The 21,215-nt window shown below is 48.0% G+C and carries 18 protein-coding genes and 4 tRNA genes; 7 read left to right on the forward strand and 15 right to left on the reverse strand.

Annotated elements, in window-relative coordinates; all coding sequences use genetic code 11:
* Positions 1 to 52: 52 nt before the first annotated feature.
* The 6 genes from TW77_RS14765 to TW77_RS14790 form a co-directional block, all read right to left on the reverse strand.
* Positions 53 to 126 (reverse strand) — tRNA-Cys (locus TW77_RS14765).
* A 33-nt stretch (positions 127 to 159) separates the two neighbouring features.
* Positions 160 to 235 (reverse strand) — tRNA-Gly (locus TW77_RS14770).
* 297 nt (positions 236 to 532) lie between these two features.
* Positions 533 to 1,078, reverse strand: coding sequence for a CDP-diacylglycerol--glycerol-3-phosphate 3-phosphatidyltransferase (pgsA, locus tag TW77_RS14775; protein WP_046005759.1), 546 nt, complete (start codon positions 1,076 to 1,078; stop codon positions 533 to 535).
* A 44-nt stretch (positions 1,079 to 1,122) separates the two neighbouring features.
* A complete protein-coding gene (uvrC, locus tag TW77_RS14780) occupies positions 1,123 to 2,946 on the reverse strand; it encodes an excinuclease ABC subunit UvrC (protein WP_046005760.1) in 1,824 nt (607 codons plus the stop codon).
* Between the two features lie 37 nt (positions 2,947 to 2,983).
* The gene (uvrY, locus tag TW77_RS14785) at positions 2,984 to 3,634 is read right to left on the reverse strand and encodes a UvrY/SirA/GacA family response regulator transcription factor (protein WP_010385932.1); all 651 of its coding nucleotides are present in this window, start codon (positions 3,632 to 3,634) and stop codon (positions 2,984 to 2,986) included.
* Between the two features lie 193 nt (positions 3,635 to 3,827).
* The gene (locus tag TW77_RS14790) at positions 3,828 to 4,994 is read right to left on the reverse strand and encodes a dicarboxylate/amino acid:cation symporter (RefSeq protein ID WP_046005761.1); all 1,167 of its coding nucleotides are present in this window, start codon (positions 4,992 to 4,994) and stop codon (positions 3,828 to 3,830) included.
* 213 nt (positions 4,995 to 5,207) lie between these two features.
* Between TW77_RS14790 and TW77_RS14795 the strand changes: the two genes are divergently transcribed.
* The 5 genes from TW77_RS14795 (at position 5,208) to TW77_RS14815 (ending at position 12,226) form a co-directional block, all read left to right on the forward strand.
* Positions 5,208 to 7,517 (forward strand): carbohydrate binding family 9 domain-containing protein, encoded by a 2,310-nt coding sequence (locus tag TW77_RS14795; RefSeq protein ID WP_046005762.1) that lies wholly within the window; start codon positions 5,208 to 5,210, stop codon positions 7,515 to 7,517.
* A gap of 201 nt (positions 7,518 to 7,718) precedes the next feature.
* The gene (gene cysK, locus TW77_RS14800; RefSeq protein ID WP_046005763.1) at positions 7,719 to 8,687 is read left to right on the forward strand and encodes a cysteine synthase A; all 969 of its coding nucleotides are present in this window, start codon (positions 7,719 to 7,721) and stop codon (positions 8,685 to 8,687) included.
* Positions 8,688 to 8,879: 192 nt separating this feature from the next.
* The gene (locus tag TW77_RS14805) at positions 8,880 to 9,785 is read left to right on the forward strand and encodes a substrate-binding periplasmic protein (RefSeq protein WP_205623876.1); all 906 of its coding nucleotides are present in this window, start codon (positions 8,880 to 8,882) and stop codon (positions 9,783 to 9,785) included.
* Positions 9,786 to 9,876: 91 nt separating this feature from the next.
* Positions 9,877 to 11,256 (forward strand): MATE family efflux transporter, encoded by a 1,380-nt coding sequence (locus tag TW77_RS14810; RefSeq protein ID WP_046005764.1) that lies wholly within the window; start codon positions 9,877 to 9,879, stop codon positions 11,254 to 11,256.
* On the forward strand, positions 11,243 to 12,226 hold the full coding sequence (locus TW77_RS14815) for an AraC family transcriptional regulator (RefSeq protein WP_046005765.1): 984 nt from the start codon (positions 11,243 to 11,245) through the stop codon (positions 12,224 to 12,226). Before TW77_RS14810 ends, TW77_RS14815 begins: the two co-directional genes overlap by 14 nt.
* Here the strand turns inward: TW77_RS14815 and queE are convergent.
* Positions 12,219 to 12,884, reverse strand: coding sequence for a 7-carboxy-7-deazaguanine synthase QueE (queE, locus tag TW77_RS14820; RefSeq protein WP_046005766.1), 666 nt, complete (start codon positions 12,882 to 12,884; stop codon positions 12,219 to 12,221). The two genes, TW77_RS14815 and queE, sit on opposite strands and share 8 nt — an antisense overlap.
* A gap of 230 nt (positions 12,885 to 13,114) precedes the next feature.
* Between queE and queC the strand changes: the two genes are divergently transcribed.
* Together queC and TW77_RS14830 are read left to right on the forward strand one after the other, a co-directional pair.
* A complete protein-coding gene (gene queC / locus TW77_RS14825; RefSeq protein WP_046005767.1) occupies positions 13,115 to 13,771 on the forward strand; it encodes a 7-cyano-7-deazaguanine synthase QueC in 657 nt (218 codons plus the stop codon).
* Between the two features lie 133 nt (positions 13,772 to 13,904).
* A complete protein-coding gene (locus TW77_RS14830) occupies positions 13,905 to 14,135 on the forward strand; it encodes a hypothetical protein (RefSeq protein ID WP_046005768.1) in 231 nt (76 codons plus the stop codon).
* A gap of 54 nt (positions 14,136 to 14,189) precedes the next feature.
* Here the strand turns inward: TW77_RS14830 and TW77_RS14835 are convergent, their stop codons facing one another.
* The 8 genes from TW77_RS14835 to folP form a co-directional block, all read right to left on the reverse strand.
* Positions 14,190 to 15,167: an ATP-grasp domain-containing protein gene (locus tag TW77_RS14835; protein ID WP_046005769.1), complete on the reverse strand. Its 978-nt coding sequence runs from the start codon at positions 15,165 to 15,167 to the stop codon at positions 14,190 to 14,192.
* Positions 15,168 to 15,279: 112 nt separating this feature from the next.
* Positions 15,280 to 17,178, reverse strand: coding sequence for a UvrD-helicase domain-containing protein (locus TW77_RS14840; protein ID WP_052713210.1), 1,899 nt, complete (start codon positions 17,176 to 17,178; stop codon positions 15,280 to 15,282).
* A 195-nt stretch (positions 17,179 to 17,373) separates the two neighbouring features.
* Positions 17,374 to 17,459 (reverse strand) — tRNA-Leu (locus TW77_RS14845).
* 80 nt (positions 17,460 to 17,539) lie between these two features.
* A tRNA-Leu gene (locus TW77_RS14850) sits at positions 17,540 to 17,625 on the reverse strand.
* A gap of 10 nt (positions 17,626 to 17,635) precedes the next feature.
* Complete coding sequence (gene secG / locus TW77_RS14855) at positions 17,636 to 17,983, reverse strand: preprotein translocase subunit SecG (protein WP_046005771.1); 348 nt, start codon at positions 17,981 to 17,983, stop codon at positions 17,636 to 17,638.
* 4 nt (positions 17,984 to 17,987) lie between these two features.
* Complete coding sequence (gene tpiA, locus TW77_RS14860; RefSeq protein ID WP_046005772.1) at positions 17,988 to 18,731, reverse strand: triose-phosphate isomerase; 744 nt, start codon at positions 18,729 to 18,731, stop codon at positions 17,988 to 17,990.
* Between the two features lie 79 nt (positions 18,732 to 18,810).
* Positions 18,811 to 20,151, reverse strand: coding sequence for a phosphoglucosamine mutase (glmM, locus tag TW77_RS14865; protein WP_046005773.1), 1,341 nt, complete (start codon positions 20,149 to 20,151; stop codon positions 18,811 to 18,813).
* On the reverse strand, positions 20,148 to 20,993 hold the full coding sequence (folP, locus tag TW77_RS14870; protein WP_046005774.1) for a dihydropteroate synthase: 846 nt from the start codon (positions 20,991 to 20,993) through the stop codon (positions 20,148 to 20,150). Before folP ends, glmM begins: the two co-directional genes overlap by 4 nt.
* Positions 20,994 to 21,215 lie beyond the last annotated feature (222 nt).

A 21,215-nucleotide genomic window follows, 5' to 3' on the forward strand; every position in this document is an offset into this window, starting at 1 on the left:
TTCCACCACCCGGGCATCGGGCTGCTTTCGCATGTGGAGTTTGTTGAGAAAATGGAGGCGGAACCCGGAGTCGAACCGAGGTAGACGGATTTGCAATCCGCTGCATGGCCACTCTGCCATTCCGCCACACTACTCTGACTAAGTCAGATAAAGAGAAATTGGAGCGAGTAACGAGGTTCGAACTCGTGACCTCAACCTTGGCAAGGTTGCGCTCTACCAGCTGAGCTATACTCGCGTTCCATACTGCTTTTTAACTTAGTGGCTAAATGTAAGATGCAAGGTTGCGTCTTTTCATTCATCCAGCTGAGCTATACTCGCGTTACTAGAAATTTAAAATTTCAGCTTTAAACCCTAGTTAAATTCAAAACTTTCAACATATTGAAGCGTTTTGAACTTCTCTTTTTGTTAGGCTGTTGCCTCTCAACACGGACGCATTCTACAGAAGTTCCGGGAGGCGTCAACATAAAAAATGAAGCTTTTTAATCGTTTGCTTATTTTTTATCTAAAACGCTTTGTATTCAGCCAATGAATACTAAGATTTAACCAATTCGGTACGAGCAGCATAGAAATACTGCACCATAGACACCACAGTCAGCAAAGTGGCAATGGCTAACAATGCATAACTTAGCATCACCATCCAGGGCGCAAACTGCCAAATCAAACCAATAATGGCCAGCATTTGTGCAGCGGTCTTAAACTTACCCATCCAGGACACCGCCACATGACCACGCTTGCCCTGCTCTGCCATCCACTCTCTGAGGGCTGAGATAACGATTTCACGACTAATAATGACAATGGTAGCAATGGTCATAAACATGTTTTGATAATGCGTTGCCAGCACCACCAGCGCCACACTCACCATCACTTTGTCGGCTACGGGATCTAAAAAAGCGCCAAAGGGCGTTGACTGTTCCAGCTTGCGAGCCAGGTAGCCATCAAGAATATCGGTTACCGATGCCAGCCAGAAAATAAAAGCGGCAGCAAAAAATGCCCATGAATAAGGCAAATAGAAGATCACTGCAAATACAGGAATAAGTAACAACCTAAATGTTGTGAGCGTGTTTGGAATGTTCCACATAACTACTAAGAGAGACTCTTTTTTTACTATGTTCGCATGAACGCTTAAGCTTTGTCATGCAAATGGTTAAATATCTTTTCAGCCAGCTGAGGGCTGATCCCGGGCACTTGTTTTAGTTGTTGTATATTGGCGGCTTTTACGCCCTGCATTCCTCCAAGGTATTTAAGCAGTGCCTGGCGTCGCTTCAGGCCTACGCCTTCAATTTCTTCCAGAACGGATTGCGTGCGTTGTTTTTGACGCTTACTTCTGTGTCCCGCTATCGCAAAACGGTGAGACTCATCACGAATATGCTGGATCAAATGCAGTGCCGGCGAGTCGCTTTCCAGATTAATGGTTTTGCGTCCGCCATCGATCAGCAGGGTTTCTAACCCAGGCTTACGGCTGGTGCCTTTTGCCACACCGATCAGCATTGGCAACTTCTCCAGTGTCCAGGATTCGAAAAACGACTCTGCTCTGGACAGCTGGCCTTTACCGCCATCGATAAAAATAATATCGGGCACTTTATCGGGATCTGTGACTTTGCCGTAGCGTTTGTTCAGCGCAAATGCCATGGCCGCGTAGTCGTCTCCCGGCGTAATACCCGTAACATTATAACGGCGATATTCACGATTGTTAGGCCCCTGACCGTCAAACACCACACATGATGCCACGGTGTTTTCCCCCATGGTATGACTGATATCAAAACACTCCATGCGGTTGATATCCGACACGCCCAGCGCCGCTTTTAGTTTGGCATACCGTTTGTCGATAGAGTCCTGCGCATTTTGCTTTACCATAATGCTGTTCAGGGCATTCTTGTTGGCAAGCTCCAGATACTGCGCCCGCTCTGAGCGCACATTCACCCTGAGCTGAACTTTACGCTCGGCAACCTGTGTCAGCGCTGCGGCCAGGTCGTCCAGCTCAGCAATGTCGAACGGCAATACAATATCTTTGGCTATCCGGCCATGACTGCCGGTCGACACATAATACTGGCCGACAAAACTGGTGAGGATTTCTTCACGACCTGAATCTTTGGGAATTTTTGGAAAGAAGGTTTTTGATCCCAGTACCTTATGCTCGCGGATCATCAACATATGGATGGCGCACAGGCCGTTAAGCTGTGCAAAGCCAATTACATCCATTTCAGCGAAATTACCCGCAACAGACTGTTGCTCCTGCATCTGACGCAGCAGCGCGATTTGATCCCGAAACTTGGCGGCTGCTTCAAAATTCAGCGCCATGCTCGCCTGTTCCATTTTCCCGACCAAAGTCGCAATCACCTGATGTGATTTACCGCTCAGAAACTGGCGGACCATATCAACCTGCTCGGTGTAGTCTTCGTCACTGACTTTCGCCACACAAGGGGCTGAGCAGCGTTTCAGTTGATATTGCAAACAAGGTCGACTGCGCGCCCGATAATAGGCGTCTTCGCATTGTCTGACGGGGAAAATTTTCTGCATCAGTCGCAAACTTTCCGACACCGCGGCACTGCTGGGGAAAGGGCCAAAGTACTCGCCCTTTTTCTTCCTGGAGCCACGATGAAACGCAAGTCGAGGATGGCGATGATCGGTCAGTAAAATATAAGGATACGACTTGTCATCGCGCAGCAGAATATTGTACCTGGGTTGGTACTTTTTGATCAGGTTGTTTTCAAGCAGCAAGGCCTCGGTTTCGGTATTCGTCAAAGTGACTTCAATATGACGAATATTGCTCACCAGAACCCGGGTTTTAGCATCCGGTATATTGCTGCGAAAGTAGCTACTGACGCGCTTTTTGAGGTTTTTGGCTTTACCGACATAAATCACCTGGTGGTCTTCGTCATACATACGATAGACACCAGGTTCCGTGGTCAGCGTTTTGAGAAACGCCTGACTATCAAACACTGCCATGGCTGAGAATTATCTCTATTCAGAACAACACGCTCACCTAGTGAGAGCTGTCGATATCAATCATTTTATGGCGGATAGCCAGGTGTGTTAACTCGACATCACCGCTGACGTTAAGCTTCTCAAACATGCGATAACGGTAGCTGTTGACCGTTTTTGAGCTCAGGTTGAGCCTGTCTGCTATGTCCTGCGCTTTTTCACCTTTGGTGATCATCAGCATGATCTGAAGTTCGCGATCTGACAACGACTGGAACGGGTTTTCATCCACTTTGCCACTAAACTGTGCCAGCGCAATTTGCTGCGCAATTTCGGGGGCAATGTAACGTTGACCAGCATTCACAGCACGGATCGCATTGATCATCTCATCCGGACCGGCACTTTTGGTTAAATAACCATGTGCACCAATCTGCATGACCTTGCTGGGAAACGGATCTTCGCAATGCACAGTCAGCACAATGACTTTTACATCCGGACAGTAGCGACAAATTTTCTTAGTTGCTTCCAGACCGCCAATACCTGGCATATTCATATCCATTAATACGATATCAGGTTCACTCTGACGACAATAACTGACCGCCTCTTCACCCGTTTTAGCCTCTCCGACCACTTTAAACCCGCGTACATCATCCAGAATACGCTTAATACCGGTTCTGACAAGTTCATGATCATCAACTAAAAGTACGTTAATCAACGGGTAACCCTCACACTAGCCTTGGTAACGGCAATAACTGCCATATGTCGTTTATATAATCGTCTGATAATGCGTGCATTATCCGCGCATTGTGAATGTATTATGCTTTGCAAGAGTAACACAGAAAATTGCAAAGCATAATCAATTCGAGTTTCTACTTTAGGTAAAAACAGCCTTTAGTATTAGAGCCTGGCTATGAATTGCCATGCAACTTCAGGTCCTGATCTGAGAAACGGTCTACCCACAGGGCAATAACACCATCGCCGGTTACATTACAAGCTGTACCAAAGCTGTCTTGTGCCAGATACAGGGCAATCATCAAAGCAACGGCACTTTCGTCAAACCCAAGCATAGTGCTCAGCAGACCCAAAGCAGACATGACAGCACCGCCAGGTGCACCCGGAGCCGCAATCATAACAATGCCCAGCATAAAAATGAAAGGTAACATCTGGCTCAGAGACGGTAATGTCATCTCAGGTGATAGCAGCATCACGGCCATAGTACAGGTCACTATGGTGATTGTTGAACCTGACAAATGAATAGTGGCGCATAAAGGCACTGTGAAGTTGGCCACTTCTTCTTTCACATTATTCGATTTACTGGCACGCAGGGAAACCGGAATGGTCGCTGCGCTGGACATAGTACCAATGGCGGTAAAATAAGCCGGCAGCATATTTTTAATCAGTTCAAGTGGATTGCGCTTTAGTAAGATGCCTGAGCTGATATACAAAAACGCCAACCACAGCCAGTGCATCGCCACTGCCGCCAGTAGCACCACGCCAAACGTGCTCAGCGTATCTGCCACGGTACCTGCAACAGCCATCTCTGCAAATACACCGGCAATGTAGAATGGCAGTGCAGGAATAATCACTTTAGCCAGCAGCGCGTCAATCACATCACGTCCCTGATCAACCACTTGCTTAAGCTGAGTCAGGTGAAGCTGACTGATCCCAATACCGAAGACAAATGCCGTTGCCAGCGCCGTCATAACCCCCATCAGCGGCGGCACTTGCAGCTTAATTAGGCTTTCTATTTTAGTGGCCTCTGCGGCCTGGTAAGCAACGCTGCCTTCAAACATGGGCACAGCCAGGCTGACTAAAAGGACAGCCAAAGTACCGGCAATAACTGTAGAGCCGTAAGCAAAGCCAACTGTCTTACCTAACAAATGGCCAGACGCCTTGGGTAGCCCCGCAATACCGGATGCGATATAAAACAAGATGATCAGTGGAATAGTAAAAGAGATCAGCTGCCCGATGATCACCTTAACGGTATAAAGCAGTTCGACCATCAGCATAGGCAAATAAAAGCCCGCCAGTACACCGGCGAAAATACCAGCGACAAGTTTTAAAATAAGAGACATACAACACGCCTGATTGAAAACAGATGCGCCTTTTTACCATGGAATGACAATGCAGGTACATAGTTCTGCGATATGACTTGACCAACTGTTCACAAAATATAAATAAAATACCACTCAACCCGGCCACTTTGCTGTTAAACGCTAAACAATTGTTCACACTGTGTCTCTGGTATTTAATGCGCCATCAAAGTTGTGCTATCAATTCCGATAATAATGTTAAATAAAGTTTTAAGCTCACTCTCAATCATTGCACCCTGCCTGTGGTTTAGTGCTTCCAGCCTTGCTGCCGAGCCTGCCATTCCTTATATCAACGCCAGCGTGAACATCGACGGAAAAATGGATGAAACCGTATGGCAACAGGCAAAGCTCATTGCCATCGACAATGTCACCTGGCCATACGAAAATACGCAAAGCCCGGTGACAACCAGTGTACGGGTATTTGAAAATGGTCAGTCGTTGTTTCTGGCCTTCGATGCCAAGGACCCCGACCCCGCTCAGATCAGGGCGTTTTTCCGCGACCGGGACCGCAGCTGGAACGACGACCTCGTCGGCATCAAAATTGATTCTTTCAACAACGGCCGCAGTGCTTATCAGTTTTTTATTAATCCCCTTGGCGTCCAGCAGGATTCCATAGAAAACGTACTCAGTGACAGCGAAGACAGCTCCTGGAACGGTATCTGGGACTCTGCAGGCCAGATTAATGACACAGGCTATGTGGTTGAAGTGGAGATCCCGCTGCGTGTGCTCAACTTTGACGATAGCCAGGACACTAAAACCATGGCCATGGAGTTTTTGCGTTTTTATCCGCGCAGTGAGCGACTTCGGATTTCCAGTATGCAAATTGCCCATGAAAATCAGTGCTGGGTGTGTCAGATGCCAGCATTCACCGGGTTTTCTGGTACCAAACAAAACAGCAACCTGGCTGTGATCCCAGCGATGGTGGTCAGTCATCAGCAAACCAGAGACATAGACGGCAGCACTATCCCGGACTGGGAAGACGATACTAACTATGAGCCAGGGCTGGACGTTAAATGGGCCATTACACCGGATACCACCTTAAACGCCACGCTGAACCCGGATTTTTCTCAGGTGGAAGCCGACAATGGTCAGCTTAGTGTAAACAACAGCTTTAGCTTGTTCTTCCCGGAAAAACGCGCATTTTTTCTCGACAATGCGGACTATTTTTCCTCCCACATTAATCTGTTGCATACCCGAAACATTGCGGCCCCCGACTATGGTGCCAAATTAACCGGCAGCAAACAGGGCCACACCTATGCCGCTTTTGTGACTAACGATGAGTTTACCAATGTTATGGTGCCGGGTAATTTGGGGTCCAGCGTAGTTTCATTAGAGCAAAAAAGTGAAAATGCCGCACTGCGCTATCGATATGATGCCAACGAGACGCTGTCTGTGGGCGCGCTCACCACAACCCGGCAAAGTGAAGACTACAAGAACCAGTTGCTCAGCTTAGATGGTAAGTACGAGCCCACCGCCAACGATACCTTTAAAGCACAGATCCTGACTTCAAAAACCGACTACGACCCGGCCATGGTGAAAGAGCTATGCGACGATGAAACGCTGGAAAACTGTGAAATAGACGAAAGTGTGTTGCGTACTCAACTTGAGGATGACAACCAGGGTCTGGGTTATATGCTCGACTATCGTCATAACCAGAAGCACTGGAAAGCCTTTGCCAGCTATCGCAACTATGACGCAGCACTGCGCGCCGACATGGGCTTTTTGTCTCAGGTCGATTTTAATAAGTTCATCACCGGCTTTGAATACCGCTGGTATGGTGATGAACAGACCTGGTGGAACCGCACCCGCTGGTATACCGACTGGGATATCAGCCACAATGAAAATGGCGAACTGCTGGAAAAAGAAATACAGAGTAACATAGCCATCAGTGGTCCGTTGCAAAGCACCATTGACTTTGGCGTCGATCATCGTAAGCGTGCCGGTTTACGTCATGACGAATCCAGCCTGGCCATAGACGGCAATACCGATCTGTTCAGCGAAAACACTCAGTGGATCTATCTGGAGAGTAAACCCGCACCGGGCGTGTTCAGCGGGTTAACGCTACGCACAGGCAACCGTGTCGATTTAGCCAATAACCGTATGGCAGATGAGCGTTATATCCGCCCTTTACTGGACTTTTACCTTGGCCAGCATTTTGAGGTACGCCTGCGTCACACCTATCAGAAACTCACCGCTGATGGCATGGAGGTGTTTACCGCAAACCTGAGCGACATACGTTTTACTTATCAGTTTAATATCAACAGCTATCTGAGACTGGCGTTCATCAAAACAGATATCCGCCGTAATCAGGCCAACTATATCGACGATGTAGACAGTCAGTACAAACGCCTGAGCACGCAGCTGCTCTACGCTTATAAACTGAATCCGCAAACCGTATTTTTTGCGGGTTACTCAGACAATGGCTACCAAGATGACGACCTGAGCAAAATCAGCAAAGATAACAAGACGTTCTTTGCCAAGTTCAGCTACGCCTGGTTGCTTTAAAGCCCGCTGCATACAGCCAATCAGAGATGCAAAATCTGCTTGGCTGTAAACTGCTCTTTTATTATACATATTTATTTTTTTATTCCATCAAGGCATAAGCCTTTTTAATATATCTTATAGCCATTCTTTCCTTTCGTTTTGCTACAACCCCAGTAAAGTGTGACTAGTATTAAATATCCTTAGCTCATTCAAGGGAAAATTATGTCGAACGTTTTTGCAGATAACAGCCTGTCTATTGGCAACACCCCGATTGTTAAACTTAACCGCGTAACCGGTGGCAATGTTTTTGCCAAGATTGAATCTCGTAACCCGAGCTTCAGCGTAAAATGCCGCATCGGCGCTTCTATGATTTGGGAAGCTGAAAAAGCCGGCTTGCTAAGCGAAGGCAAAGAACTTATTGAGCCTACCTCAGGTAACACAGGTATTGCACTGGCATTTGTTGCTGCATCTCGCGGATACAAACTGACACTGACCATGCCAAACACAATGAGCCTTGAGCGCCGTAAGCTGCTTAAAGCCCTGGGTGCTAACCTGGTACTGACCGAAGGTGCCAAAGGCATGAAAGGCGCCATTGAAAAAGCCAATGAAATCCTGGCCGGTGACCCAGAAAAATATGTGCTGTTACAACAGTTCGAAAACCCGGCTAACCCGAAAATCCATGAAGAGACCACAGGTCCTGAGATTTTCGAAGCGATGGACGGTGCAATTGACTACTTCGTTGCAGGCGTTGGTACTGGCGGTACGATTTCTGGTGTAACGCGTTACCTGAAAAAAGAAAAAGGCCTGGACGTTAAGTCTATCGCGGTAGAGCCTGTTGATTCAGCCGTGATCTCTCAGGCGCTGGCCGGTGAAGAATTGAAACCTGGTCCACACAAAATTCAGGGTATTGGCGCAGGCTTCATTCCTGGTAACCTGGATCTTGAACTACTGGATGGTACAGAGCAAGTATCTAACGAAGATGCGATTGCCATGGCACATCAGCTAATGAAAGATGAAGGTATCTTAGTGGGTATTTCATCTGGTGCAGCAGTCGTTGCAGCAAAACGCCTTGCTGAGAAACCGGAAAATGCGGATAAGAACATCGTGGTTATCCTGCCAAGTGCGACAGAGCGCTACCTGTCGAGCCCACTGTTCGCCGATGAATTTTCGGAACAGGAATTGGTGCAGTAATCTAAGCGCACCGTATCTGTTAGACTAATTGTCTAGAATAAGGCCAGCAAAATGCTGGCCTTATTGTCTTCTTCCCTTCCTTTTAGCGTGATAATGTCTAGACTTAGTGAATAAACGATGTAGCCACAAAGCAAACTCATCGCTTTATTTTTAAACGCTTTTATCTTAATTGTGGGCACCGGGAAACACGTTATGAAAACACTCACCAGGGTCGTATTGTTGCTGTTACTGTGCAGCGCTTCTCTGAGCACTTTTGCCAGCCTGAATGTCGGTTATTTCAAGCAAGGGAAGTACATCATGGTTCAGGGTGAGCAATATCGTAACGGTTATCTCTACAATAAGAGTGGCGACAAACCACTGTTGCATCTGGTGACGCTGGACTGGCCACCTTATATTGGCGATCAGTTATGTAATAAAGGCTGGGTTTTTCAGTTTACCATCTCAATCCTGGCCGATCAGGATTATCCTGTTTATGTTGAATTCCTGCCCTGGGCAAGGGCCGTTAAGGCTGTTGAATCAGGCCGGGCAGACATTCTTTTCCCCGAGTACTTTATCGAAGATGCCTCGCCGTCGGATAACTATCAAGGCAAAACGCGCCGAGAGTTGCTGGCACTGTCTAACGCTTACCCAGGGGGGGAGATCACCCTGCTGAAGCGCCGCGGAGAAGCGGATAACTTTGAGGGCAACCTTAATGCAATCAAAGGGGCAACCATAGGCGTAGTGCGTGGCTATCAGAATACCCCGGAATTTGACGCCATGATGGACAACAACGAATTTGTGATTGTTGAGGCCGTCGACGACCTGCAACTGGTTAAATTGCTGGTAGGCAAGCGCGTTGACCTGATCATTGGCGACCCTAAAGTGCTGCGCTTTACCGTCAGTTATTCAGATCTGAGTAAATCAGAAAAGGTGACTTTGTTAAGAGGGCTGGAAAACGTTGAGCCTGCTTTGAAGTACAATAACCTCTATTTTGCACTCAGTAAGGCCAAGCCTAACTGGCGGGGCGTACTCAACGACATCAATAAAAGCCTTTACTTATTCAAAAACAGCGGCGAAACCAATCGCATTATCGAAATGGGCAGCTCTGAATGTTATTGAGCAAAGATGCTCACTGCGCAAGATTTGAATATTTTTCCTGAAAGAAGGCCAATAGACTAGCCTGACTTTTATTTAGTTCAGGAAAATAGCCATGTCTGTCAACCACGACGAGGCGTCTCACGGCGCAGAGCGCCTCGCAACCGAGCCTGTAATAAGCTTGTTTGTTAAACATTTTATTCCAATCTGTATTGGCATGCTTGTCATTGGTCTTTATAACCTTATCGACGGCCTTTTTATCAGCCACTTTGTTGGTGAGCAAGCTCTGGGGGCCGTTGCCATGGTGTTCCCGATACAAATGGCCATTGCCGCTCTGGCTGCCATGCTCAGTGCCGGTATGGCCACGCTCGTAACACGCCAGCTGGGCGCTCAACAGCGTGCAAAAGCGGGAATGATAATAGGCCATACATTACAAATCGCCGCCGTCCTCAGCACAATACTGCTGCTTTTAGGCTGGCTCTATCCACTGGAAATATTAGACTGGCTGAGCGTACAGGCGGTATTCAAAGCCGATGCATATGCTTACCTGCATCCCATCATACTTTTTAGCTTTGTCGCCATACTTCTTCCTGTACTTGGAGATATTTTCCGTGCCGAAGGACAGCCACAAAAGCTAATGCTGTTAATGTTAACGGCCTCAGGGCTCAACATCTTACTGGATTACGTGTTTATTGCCGTATTCGAATGGGGCGTGTCGGGCGCAGCTATTGCCACAGTCGCTTCACAGGCCGCCGCATTGGTCATGGCCATTTTCATGCTTAGGAGCTCAAACAAACATAGCCAAATTCACTTTTCATTTAAGCCAGGCAAGTGGCTAGCCGTTTTGGCTACCGGCGCGCCCATACTGATCACCCAACTTTGCCTTGGCTGGCAAGCCGCACTCATGAACAGTCAACTGATCAAGATAGCCGATGAAAACTGGCTGATAGCTTACGGCATATTAAGTCGGGTGCTGGCCTTTGCCACTCTGCCTCTGGTTGCTATGCTGGTCACCTTTCAAACTTTGTGCGCATACAACTTTGCCGCACAGAATATGGCCCGTGTACGCAAATCAATTAAAATAGCACTGCTGTCGATGGTGTTCTACGCGACACTACTGATCCTTGTTTTAGTCGGGTTTTCCTTCAGCATTATGACCTGGTTTACCGAGCAGTCTGAGCTTATTACGAGGGGCGAGATCATGATACACTCGGCACTGTGGGGCTTACCACTCATTGCTTTTATGCTGCTCGCCAGTGGTTTTTATCAGTCCGTTGGCGATACACGCCGGGCCAGCTTTTATAGTGCACTCAGAGTCTTATTTGTGTTTACGCCTTTGCTGCTGATTTTGCCATTGTGGTTTGATCTTAATGGAATTTTTATGGCGATTGTTGGTGCCGACGTCATCGCCGCACTGGCCACCTGCATTCTGTGTTGGTTTCACTACAAAAAGACACGCTTAAATCGATTGGAAGTTTCTAATGCAGCATATTGATCAGCACAACAAGCATCGCGACTTGTATTTCGAACGATTAAAGCCGGTGGTCGCTTACATCCACAACCATCCAGACCAATCCGTTACGCTGGAACAGGCGGCCGTGCTCAGTCATTTTTCTAAATATCACTTCCAGCGCATCTTTTCTGCTCTGATGGGAGAATCACTGACGCAATACAGTAACCGGGTACGGCTTGAGCGCGCCGCCTCTTTGCTGTTTTTTCATCCAGATAAAAGTGTCACGGACATTGCGCTGGATTGCGGCTACTCAGGTAGCGCCAACTTTACGCGCTCTTTTAAAGAGCACTATGGCATTACGCCAGTCAGTGTAAGAAAAACAGAGCGACTAAGAAAACAACTGGCAAATAGCCTGACACCACAAAAGATAAACGTAGAATTACTCATGCAGCTGCAAGCTGAACGGGTGTCAGCACACCCACCTGCGCTTAACCCAACTCCGGAGCGGATCATAAACATAGACTCGATGACGCTGTGTACACTCAGAGCACCTCGGGGTTATCACCTCGACGGGATCTGGCAGTGCTGGGAGCAACTCCAGCAATGGGCTCAGACACATGATCTGGACCCGCAAACGACGACTAAACTTGGATTCGGCCACGATAATCCGCTATTTACCCCGCTGGACAAAGCCAGGTATGACGGTGCGCTGGGGATACCGGACGGATTAAAATCAGCCGTTGTGAGTCCGTTCAGGCTCAGCACTTTAGCCGCAGGTCAGTACGCCGTTTTTCGCTATCACGATTTGGTAGGAAATTTGCTGCCGTTTCAGCTGGCACTGTATGCCGCCTGGTTACCAAACAGTGGCTTTGAGCCGGATGATGCGCCGTTAATCGAACACTACAACCAACCCACTGAGCGCAACAACGAGGCAGACCCTGCAAGCCACGTGATTGCGCTGGAGATTTGGCTAAAGGTGAAACCGCTGGCTAAAGCAGCACCGGTTAGCTGATCCCTATGTATTTATGTACTTGCACAGATAAGCGCCAGTTTTTCTGTTTACAGGTATCGATTGCCAGCTTTGTGGCTTTGGCCTTCTGGCTGATAGGTTGCAAATAGACTAATTTAGGTTGCACGCCGGTTTGTTCAAACAAAGCCTCCAGCTCTTCCACATGCTTTTCCATCGCAACCGGATGCTTGATTTCATCCGCCCTTTGCATGGCACTGGTCAGCACTTTGTAGCCTCCGCGCATATTAATTTTTGGAGAGACCGTGACCCAGGTTTCTTTCGGAACCAGGATCTCGAAGGTGCCACTGGTTTCAACCTGAGTATGGTAGCCCCTGGCATGCAATGCGTCACACAAGGGGTTGAGGTCGTACATACAAGGCTCACCGCCGGTGATCACAACATGCTTTGCGGTGTAACCGCGCTCTTCAAACAAAGTTAACAGTTGCTCAGGCGTGGCATTGGCCCAGTAGTCTGAGTCCGCTTTCTTTTCGACTGTTTGTTCAAGACTCACAAGATAAACGGGGTCTACCTCCCAGGTTTGCTTGGTATCACACCAGGCGCAACCAACAGGACACCCCTGCAAGCGCACAAAAATGGAAGGCACGCCAGTGTGGCTGGCTTCACCCTGGATGGTTTCAAACACTTCATTGATCTTGTACAAAACAGCTCCGAACTCACTTTACATCCCGGGATCAAACCGGATACATGACGACTTAATAAGGTTTACATTTTATATTGGCGACAGCCATAACGCTGAAAAACAGGCATTATCTGACCCGTCCGATTGTCATTTTTTCAGCGGCCGTGTAGTATATCGCGCCCTGACATAAACCTCTATTAAAATTGCGAGCAATGTCAGTGAGTATTCGAGCACATAAACGAGGCAAACCAATGAGCGAAAAAGTCGTTGTTATTTATTCCGGTGGTATGGATTCTTATACGGTCCTGAACAAAGCACTCAAGTCAGGCTATGAGGTCTATGCACTGTCTTTTAATTATGGCCAGCGCCATGTGAAAGAGCTCGAAGTTGCCCGTCAGGCCTGTGATGAACTCGGTGTTGCACATAAAATTGTCGATATTTCCGCTATCAATCAGCTGATCGGCGGCTCTTCACTGACCGATGATATTGATGTTCCTGAAGGCCACTACGAAGAAGAAAGCATGAAAAGCACGGTGGTGCCGAATCGCAATATGATCTTACTGTCTCTGGCCGTGGGCTATGCGGTGTCGCTAAAAGCAAGTAAAGTCTTTTACGGTGCCCATTCTGGCGACCACGCGATTTATCCGGATTGCCGCCCCGAGTTTGTAAAGAAAATGGACGACGTCTGCCGCATCGCCAATTACGAAGAAATTGAAATTGTCTGTCCTTACCTGAACAACACTAAGATTGGGATCCTCACAGACGGCCTGAAAATGGGACTTGACTACAGCAAAACCTGGACCTGTTATAACGGCCGTGAAAAAGCGTGCGGCAAGTGTGGCGCCTGCCAGGAGCGCCTGGAAGCCTTTTCACTTAACCAGGCAAATGACCCTTTACCGTACGAATAACCCCCCTCATTCGCTAAATGGGCGTTCTATGCGCCCATTCGCTTCAATCACATCTTGAAACAGATACGCCACAGATCTCTGCTGTTAAATTTGCTACGATTGGAGTACCAAATTTAGAAATGGAGTAATACGTATGCCCGGTACCACAATGGTGTTTTTGATTGTCTTAATTGCAGTAGGATTTGGCACAGTCAGGGAAATCTATGCTAAACGCCTGGAAATGAAAAAGCTCGATGGGATGAATCAGTCTGAGAAACAGGCTATGCAAGAAGAAATCAAACAACTTAAGTCAAGGGTTGCGACACTGGAACAGATCATCACCGACGATGGTTACCAAGTTGCCAAAGAAATCAATAAGCTATGATACCAGCCAACTTGTGCTGACTAGTATCATCTGAGTCATTGAAACGGCTTAAAGCTAAGCGCTCGTTGCCGCAGGTTGTGATTTAGCTGCCGACTTTTTGGCCTCAACAACCACAGGCTTTTTCTTATCGAAGATCCCCAAGCGAATGCGGATAAAGTGCAGAATTTCCCGTGCTACATCTACATCTACAGCCGCTTCGAGCCCTTCAAAGCCCGGGCTTGAGTTGGCTTCACAGATCTTAAAGTGTTCTTCATCAAACAACAGATCGATCCCCGCCATGTCCAGGTTAAGAATGTTGGCCGTTTGGGTTGCCAGCCATTCGATCTCAGGCGTTATGGGATGAGACAGACCTTTTGCACCCGCACTCACGTTGGCCTTAAAGTTCGCACCACCAGAATTTCGCTCCATACAAGCGACCACCCGGCCGCCTATGGTCAGTACCCGTAAGTCTCTGCCATGACTGGATTTAATAAACTTCTGCAAAATAATATTGGCTTTCGGACTGGTCGCTTCAATAAGCTGCATCAAATCGTCAAACTCACTACGGGATTTAGATAAGAAGACCCCACTGCCCTGCGAACCTGAGAGCGTTTTCACGACCACTGGAAAACCGATTTGCTTTTCTACCAGGTCGATATTCACCGGGAATTTTACCAGCATGGTTTTCGGCGTAGGCAGATTTTGCTGTGCCAGGATCTGTTGTGCAAACAACTTATCCTTAACCGTTTCGATGGCTTCTGAGCTGTTAAAGCAATGCACACCTAGGCGTTCCAGGTGGCGAATGATCGCCAGCGCAAAGTAGGTTGTGCCTGCGCCCATACGCGGCAGCACAAAGTCGGGCAATGATACCGGCTCGCCATCGATCAGGACACTCTGATCGTCTTCCCGGGATACCAGCAGATCGAACTGATCGGGAGAATACACCTGCAGATCAATATTCTCTTCCTGAGCGACTTGCAGCAGTCGTTTGATCTCATAAGTTTCAGGCTTTAGCAGGGTTGCTGAGTCTTTGTATATAATCCATCCGCGCATTGGGGCTCTCTGTTGTTACTCGTGTTTCAAAGCGCGAATTATGAAAAGCTGTGGATGCAAAGTACAACAAAATTATTTTCTCGTCAGGATAAGAAAATTCCTGCCTGGCGTATTAGTCCAGCAATGTCAGTGTTTGTTCAATGAACGGGCTGGGATCGTCAGGTACCAGCAAACACACCTGCTTGCGCGCACGGGTCAGTGCGACATAAAACAGCCGACGCTCTTCGGCATCCAAAAATGACTCTGCCTCAGGCAATAACGCCTCGATAATGGCAGCACTTTGCTGCCTGGCAGGCAGGCTATTGCGGTGTAATCCCAGCATAATACAAAAGTCCGCTTCCTTGCCTTTGGCACCATGAAAGGTCAGTGCCGTTATCCGGGCACGCACAAAGCGCCGTGAGAGTGCGGCGAGTACTTCTTCCGAGGGCAAATACTTGTGGTTGCGTGCGAGTAATAAAACCGTGCAAGGCTCAGCCGTGAGATCCATAAACCCATCTATTGCTGTGCTTAACGCATTGTCATCGTCCGGGCGCGCTATCAGTGCCGGACAAGTCGCCACCTTGCTGGAGTTAACCCGCTTCATCAATTGATTTGGATTCTGACAAACGAACTCGCTGGCAATATCCAGTAACTGCTGTGGATAACGAAAAGTCATATCGAGTTGCTGGATAGTCGCTTCGCCAAAGTGCTCGGCAAAATGCGTTGTCATGGAGATATCGCCACCGCTGAAGCGATATATCGCCTGCCAGTCATCGCCCACGGCAAACAGGGCATACTTATCGTTTTGCGCCAGTAAAGCTTTCAGTAAAGCTGCTCTTAATGGAGAAATGTCCTGGAACTCATCAACCAAAATGACGTGCCAGGGGCTTTTGAACTGGCCACTGCGAACCAGCTCAATCGCGCGGGTGATCATATCATCAAAGTCGATACATTGTTCTTTTTGTAAATAGAGTTGGTAGTCGGTGAGCACTGGCCGAAAACAGCTGTTCCAGAGCTCAAACTCTTGGCTAAGTGACTGCACTTTGCCCAAAAACAGTGCCTGCTTGTAAAAACTCAGTGCCTCTGAAAACTGACGGACCAGCTTTTGTACCGGATGAGAATCCAGGTCCAGTTTGTCACAGTCCTCAGTCGCGCCGAATTGACGCTTAAGAAGTGCAAGTAAATCACGCTGATAAAGCGGATCCTGACACAGCGATGCCAGCGTCTCAGCAATAAACTGCGCTCTGGCAGTGTCACTTTGGCTAAGTGCAGACAGTTTAGGTTTACTGCCCTCTGAGCGCGCAATGATCTCCAGGCCCAGGCTGTGGAAAGTGGCACATTCCACATTCACCTTACTGTGACTGAGCCTTTGCTGCATTTCAGCAGCAGCCTCTTTGCCATACGCCAGCATCAACACTTGCTCAGCCGTGGCCTGCTGCGAGTGTAACAGGTAAGCAGCTTTGGCAACCATCACACTGGTTTTGCCAGTTCCGGCGCCCGCAAGCAATAACTGACGTTCATCCTGTACGACACAGGCCCGGCGCTGCGCCTGAGTAAGCGGTTGACCGCATATGGTGTCGAAAAAGGATGCATAACGAGAGAGCTGAGCCTGAACATAAGCTTCTCTAAATTGCGCCAGATCGGCTTCTTGCCACGCATTGAGCTCCGCGACTGTATACTGGGCTTGCTGGATGGTCTCAGGCAGTGCAGCCTGGCTTTGCCAGCCACTCCAGTACTTTGCCAGTTCACTAATGACTGAGCGCGTTGTAGCCCAGTAACGTATCGACAAATAGCGGTGTTGTAAAAGTTGCTCAATAGAGGTGATTGCACCGAGCAGGCGCGCTTTGTGCGTGTTGATCCAAAGTGTTTCAAGTTGGCATTGCATGTTTGGACTCAGCGACTTTTTCAGTCGGACGGTCAGCACTCTCGTGCCGTCGTGGTACGCCAGACGCGTCCCCAGCCAGTCAACAACCACGACAGGTGGCCGACATTGCTGCGCCCAGGTCAGTAGCTCTTCACCACCAGAGCGCATTATCTTTATTCCGCTCGCGCCTATCTCAACGGACTTAACGCTATGGAATACTCGGGAAATGAAATGAGCAGAAAAATGCATAAAAAGGAGAACAAACTTATTTCTTTCATTGTAACTCAATAAAAGCACAATGGTGCAGCTAAGTAGTTTAAATTTAGGAGATTTATGATTCTGGAAGGTCTTTGAAATACCGATTGGTGCGAATGGGGGGACTTGAACCCCCACGAGCTATGCTCACCACCCCCTCAAGATGGCGTGTCTACCAATTCCACCACATTCGCAATTCGGTGTAATGCATGCGTGTTTAACGCTTGTGTTCTCTTTGACAATGAGAGAGCCAGTGCATTGCTGGCTCTGAGTTTGGTGCGAACGGGGGGACTTGAACCCCCACGAGCTATGCTCACCACCCCCTCAAGATGGCGTGTCTACCAATTCCACCACGTTCGCTAAGTGTTTTTTAGTTCGGGACGTCTGAGTTGTTTTGAGACTCTTCTGACGCAGGTACATCTTCAGAAGCAGGTGCAACAGTTGCTGCTGGTGCTTCAAGATTTTCCCATTGATCAGCCTGCTTGATTTGGCTTGCAGTCATGCTTCCCAATACAATACTTAACACAAAGAACACAGTTGCAAGTATTGTCGTTGTTTTGGTCATGAAGTTACCAGCACCTGATGAACCAAACACAGTTGCCGACGCGCCAGCACCGAAGGATGAACCCATGTCAGCGCCTTTGCCCTGCTGAATCAGGATCATACCGATCAGAGACAGCGAGACAACCAAATAAATAACCAAAAGAATCTCGTACATTTATTTATCCCTTTGCACTTTCGCAGATAGCTTTAAAGCTTTGAGGCTTGAGACTTGCTCCGCCGATTAGGCCGCCATCGATATCTGCCTGTGCGAATAATAATTCACTGTTACTTTCATTAACACTGCCGCCATATAAAATGCGCAGTGCGTTTGCAACATGTTTATCATAATCAGATAACAAGTCGCGTATATACTTGTGTGTCGCCTGGGCTTGCTCTGGTGTGGCTGTTAAACCGGTACCAATCGCCCAAACTGGCTCGTATGCTATCACAGAATTTGCCAGTGATGCTATGCCTAATTTTTTAATTACAGCTTCAAGCTGTTGTTTAACAACTTCTTCTGTTTTGCCTTGCTCTCTTTGCGCTTGGGTTTCACCAATACACAAAATAGGTGTCAGGCCACTTTGCTGTGCTTGAGCAAACTTGTTAGCCACGTCTTCATCAGATTCGCCGTAAATACTGCGTCTTTCAGAATGACCTACCAAGGTGTAATTTGCGCCCAAAGATTTAACCAGCGAAGCTTGTATTTCGCCTGTATAGGCGCCAGATTCAAACTCAGACACAGTTTGTGTGCCGCAAGTTAGACCTGCAGATATTGCCTCAGATAGCAACACTGCCGGAGGAAAGATCAACACCTCACACTGCTCGCTTGAGACTTGCGTACTCACCGCGGCAATTTCTTTTATCAGCTCACAAGAGCCGTTCATTTTCCAGTTGCCTGCGACGATTGGCTTTCTTTGTCCCATGTAGTACTCCGCATCAGAAAGCGGGTGAGATACTAACGCCACTCACCCTAAGTTACAAGAAAAAATTGTGGATTTTGGTTTAGTTGCTCACAGATTCAACGACTTGAGCGATTTTGGTGGCAAAGTCAATAACTTGCTTCTCTTGTTCGGCTTCAACCATGACACGAACAACCGGCTCGGTTCCTGATTTTCTCAGTAATACGCGGCCTTTATCTGCCAGTTCAGCTTCAACCTCTTTCACGGCTTGCTGAACTGTATCAGCTGAGACAGGATCGGTGCCTTTGGCATAACGCACGTTGATCATTTTCATCGGGTATTTCACAAACCCGGCACCCAAGTCTTTCAGTGTCTGGTTTTGTGCAACCATGGCTGCCAGTACCTGTAAGCTTGACACAATACCATCCCCTGTCGGGATCAGGTCGAGATTCAGCACATGACCAGAGCTTTCACCGCCAATTGTCCAGCCATGTTCCTGGAGCTTGCTCAACACGTAGCGGTCACCTACTTTGCTGCGCTCAAACGGAATGCCTTTTTCTTTCAGTGCATTTTCAAGACCCATGTTCGACATCACAGTACCGACCACGCCGCCTCTTAGTTGTCCACTGCGCTGAGCCTGTGCGGCAATGATGTAAACAATGTCATCACCATCAAAGACACGGCCATTGTGGTCCACCATCATTACGCGGTCGCCATCGCCATCGTAGGCAATCCCAACATCCGCCTGATGCTCCAATACATGGCGCTTCAACGCATCAACGTGCGTTGCACCGCACTTTTCGTTGATATTAACCCCATTTGGTTCACACGCTGTGCAAATCACTTCAGCACCTAGTTCTCGCATGACGGCTGGTGCAATGTGATAAGTGGCACCATTGGCACAGTCTAAAACAATCTTCAGTCCCTCTAGTGATAGTTCATTCGGGAACTGGCCTTTACAAAACTCAATGTAGCGACCATCGGCGTTTTCAAGTCGTCTTGCTTTGCCCAGTTTGTCCGAAGCCACACACGTCATTGGTTCATCAAGCATAGCTTCAATTTCCAGCTCGACTTCATCAGGCAGCTTCTTGCCATCTCCACCAAAGAACTTAATGCCGTTGTCATGATAAGGGTTGTGCGAGGCACTGATCACTATGCCCGCTTCAGCACGGAAAGTTTGTGATAAGTAAGCGACCGCAGGTGTGGGCATCGGGCCAAGTAGCACAACATTAATGCCCGCAGCAATCAGACCAGCTTCTAAAGACGTCTCCAGAAGATAGCCAGAAATGCGTGTGTCTTTACCAATTATTACTTTTTTGGTACCAGACTTGGAGAGCACTTTACCTGCCGCCCAGCCCAACTTAAGTGCAAACTCTGGCGTGATGGGAAATTCTCCCACCATGCCACGCACACCGTCTGTACCAAAATATTTTCTAGTTGTCATTTATATACTCCATGGGTTGCTGCGCGCCAAACTCGCAGCACATCATTGGTTTCTTTAACATCATGAACACGTATGATCTGCGCACCCTGTTGAGCACATAGCAGTGCTCCACTCAAGCTCGCAGCAAGGCGCTCATCTGTATCCCGATTCAGTAATTTGCCAAACATAGACTTGCGGGATAACCCGGCAAGAATTGGAAGTTCTAGTTCAGCAAAATATGATAATTGCCCTAACAGCGAAAAGTTATGCTCCAGCGTTTTGCCAAAACCAAAACCTGGATCAATTATGAGGCGCTCATGCGCTATACCAGCTTCTACACAGCAAGCAATGCGTGATTCGAAGAAAGCAAGAATGTCTTTAAATAAGTCCTGATAACTCGGTTCAAGCTGCATGGTCCGGGGCTGACCTTGCATATGCATCAGGCAAACCGGCACGTCGCTATAACGCGCGGCTACTTCCAATGCGCCAGGCTCTTGTAGTGCCCGAACATCATTAATCATGTCGGCACCCGCCTCGATCGCAGCCGCCATCACCTCAGCTTTACTGGTATCAACGGAAATAATGCAATCAGAATGGGCTCGCAGCCCTTCTATGGCTGGTATAACGCGCTCAAGCTCCTGCTCCAGCGTCACATCAGGTGCACCTGGTCGCGTTGATTCACCACCGATATCAAGTATGCTAGCGCCCTGTTCAAGTAGAGATAAACCGTGCTTGACAGCGCTGTCAGCTTGGGAATATTTACCGCCATCTGAAAAAGAGTCAGGAGTTACGTTCACAATGCCCATTATCTGGGGTGTTGAAAGGTCGAGTGTGCGACCACGAGGAAGTCTAAGCTTAAGCATATTTCGCCTGTTGGATTGCTTATATATAAGCATATTTTATAAAAAACTGCCACATTAAGATAGTAAGCGCTCGCTGGTAGGAGCCTAACTGGCATTTTATGAATGGCTGCTTACTTACACCTAACTTCACTTAATACCTGTTCAATTTGCAGGAGCAAATATGACGCTAACGGTGTTATCGACCCTATTTTCTCGACTCAAAATAGAACACTTAATTAAGCA

It is taken from the genome of Pseudoalteromonas rubra, from assembly GCF_000967655.1.
Lineage (GTDB): Bacteria > Pseudomonadota > Gammaproteobacteria > Enterobacterales > Alteromonadaceae > Pseudoalteromonas > Pseudoalteromonas rubra_A.

What these genes read in the sequence shown, in the direction of transcription:
- secG (WP_046005771.1), bottom strand. Translation starts at nt 17,983, where the DNA reads ATGTACGAGATTCTTTTGGTTATTTATTTGGTTGTCTCGCTGTCTCTG.
- TW77_RS14835 (WP_046005769.1), bottom strand. Translation starts at nt 15,167, where the DNA reads ATGCGCGGATGGATTATATACAAAGACTCAGCAACCCTGCTAAAGCCT.
- folP (WP_046005774.1), bottom strand. Translation starts at nt 20,993, where the DNA reads ATGCTTAAGCTTAGACTTCCTCGTGGTCGCACACTCGACCTTTCAACA.
- TW77_RS14830 (WP_046005768.1), top strand. Translation starts at nt 13,905, where the DNA reads ATGCCCGGTACCACAATGGTGTTTTTGATTGTCTTAATTGCAGTAGGA.
- tpiA (WP_046005772.1), bottom strand. Translation starts at nt 18,731, where the DNA reads ATGGGACAAAGAAAGCCAATCGTCGCAGGCAACTGGAAAATGAACGGC.
- TW77_RS14810 (WP_046005764.1), top strand. Translation starts at nt 9,877, where the DNA reads ATGTCTGTCAACCACGACGAGGCGTCTCACGGCGCAGAGCGCCTCGCA.
- TW77_RS14805 (WP_205623876.1), top strand. Translation starts at nt 8,880, where the DNA reads ATGAAAACACTCACCAGGGTCGTATTGTTGCTGTTACTGTGCAGCGCT.
- uvrC (WP_046005760.1), bottom strand. Translation starts at nt 2,946, where the DNA reads ATGGCAGTGTTTGATAGTCAGGCGTTTCTCAAAACGCTGACCACGGAA.
- glmM (WP_046005773.1), bottom strand. Translation starts at nt 20,151, where the DNA reads ATGACAACTAGAAAATATTTTGGTACAGACGGTGTGCGTGGCATGGTG.
- queC (WP_046005767.1), top strand. Translation starts at nt 13,115, where the DNA reads ATGAGCGAAAAAGTCGTTGTTATTTATTCCGGTGGTATGGATTCTTAT.
- TW77_RS14790 (WP_046005761.1), bottom strand. Translation starts at nt 4,994, where the DNA reads ATGTCTCTTATTTTAAAACTTGTCGCTGGTATTTTCGCCGGTGTACTG.
- cysK (WP_046005763.1), top strand. Translation starts at nt 7,719, where the DNA reads ATGTCGAACGTTTTTGCAGATAACAGCCTGTCTATTGGCAACACCCCG.
- TW77_RS14840 (WP_052713210.1), bottom strand. Translation starts at nt 17,178, where the DNA reads ATGCGCTCTGGTGGTGAAGAGCTACTGACCTGGGCGCAGCAATGTCGG.
- TW77_RS14815 (WP_046005765.1), top strand. Translation starts at nt 11,243, where the DNA reads ATGCAGCATATTGATCAGCACAACAAGCATCGCGACTTGTATTTCGAA.
- TW77_RS14795 (WP_046005762.1), top strand. Translation starts at nt 5,208, where the DNA reads ATGTTAAATAAAGTTTTAAGCTCACTCTCAATCATTGCACCCTGCCTG.
- pgsA (WP_046005759.1), bottom strand. Translation starts at nt 1,078, where the DNA reads ATGTGGAACATTCCAAACACGCTCACAACATTTAGGTTGTTACTTATT.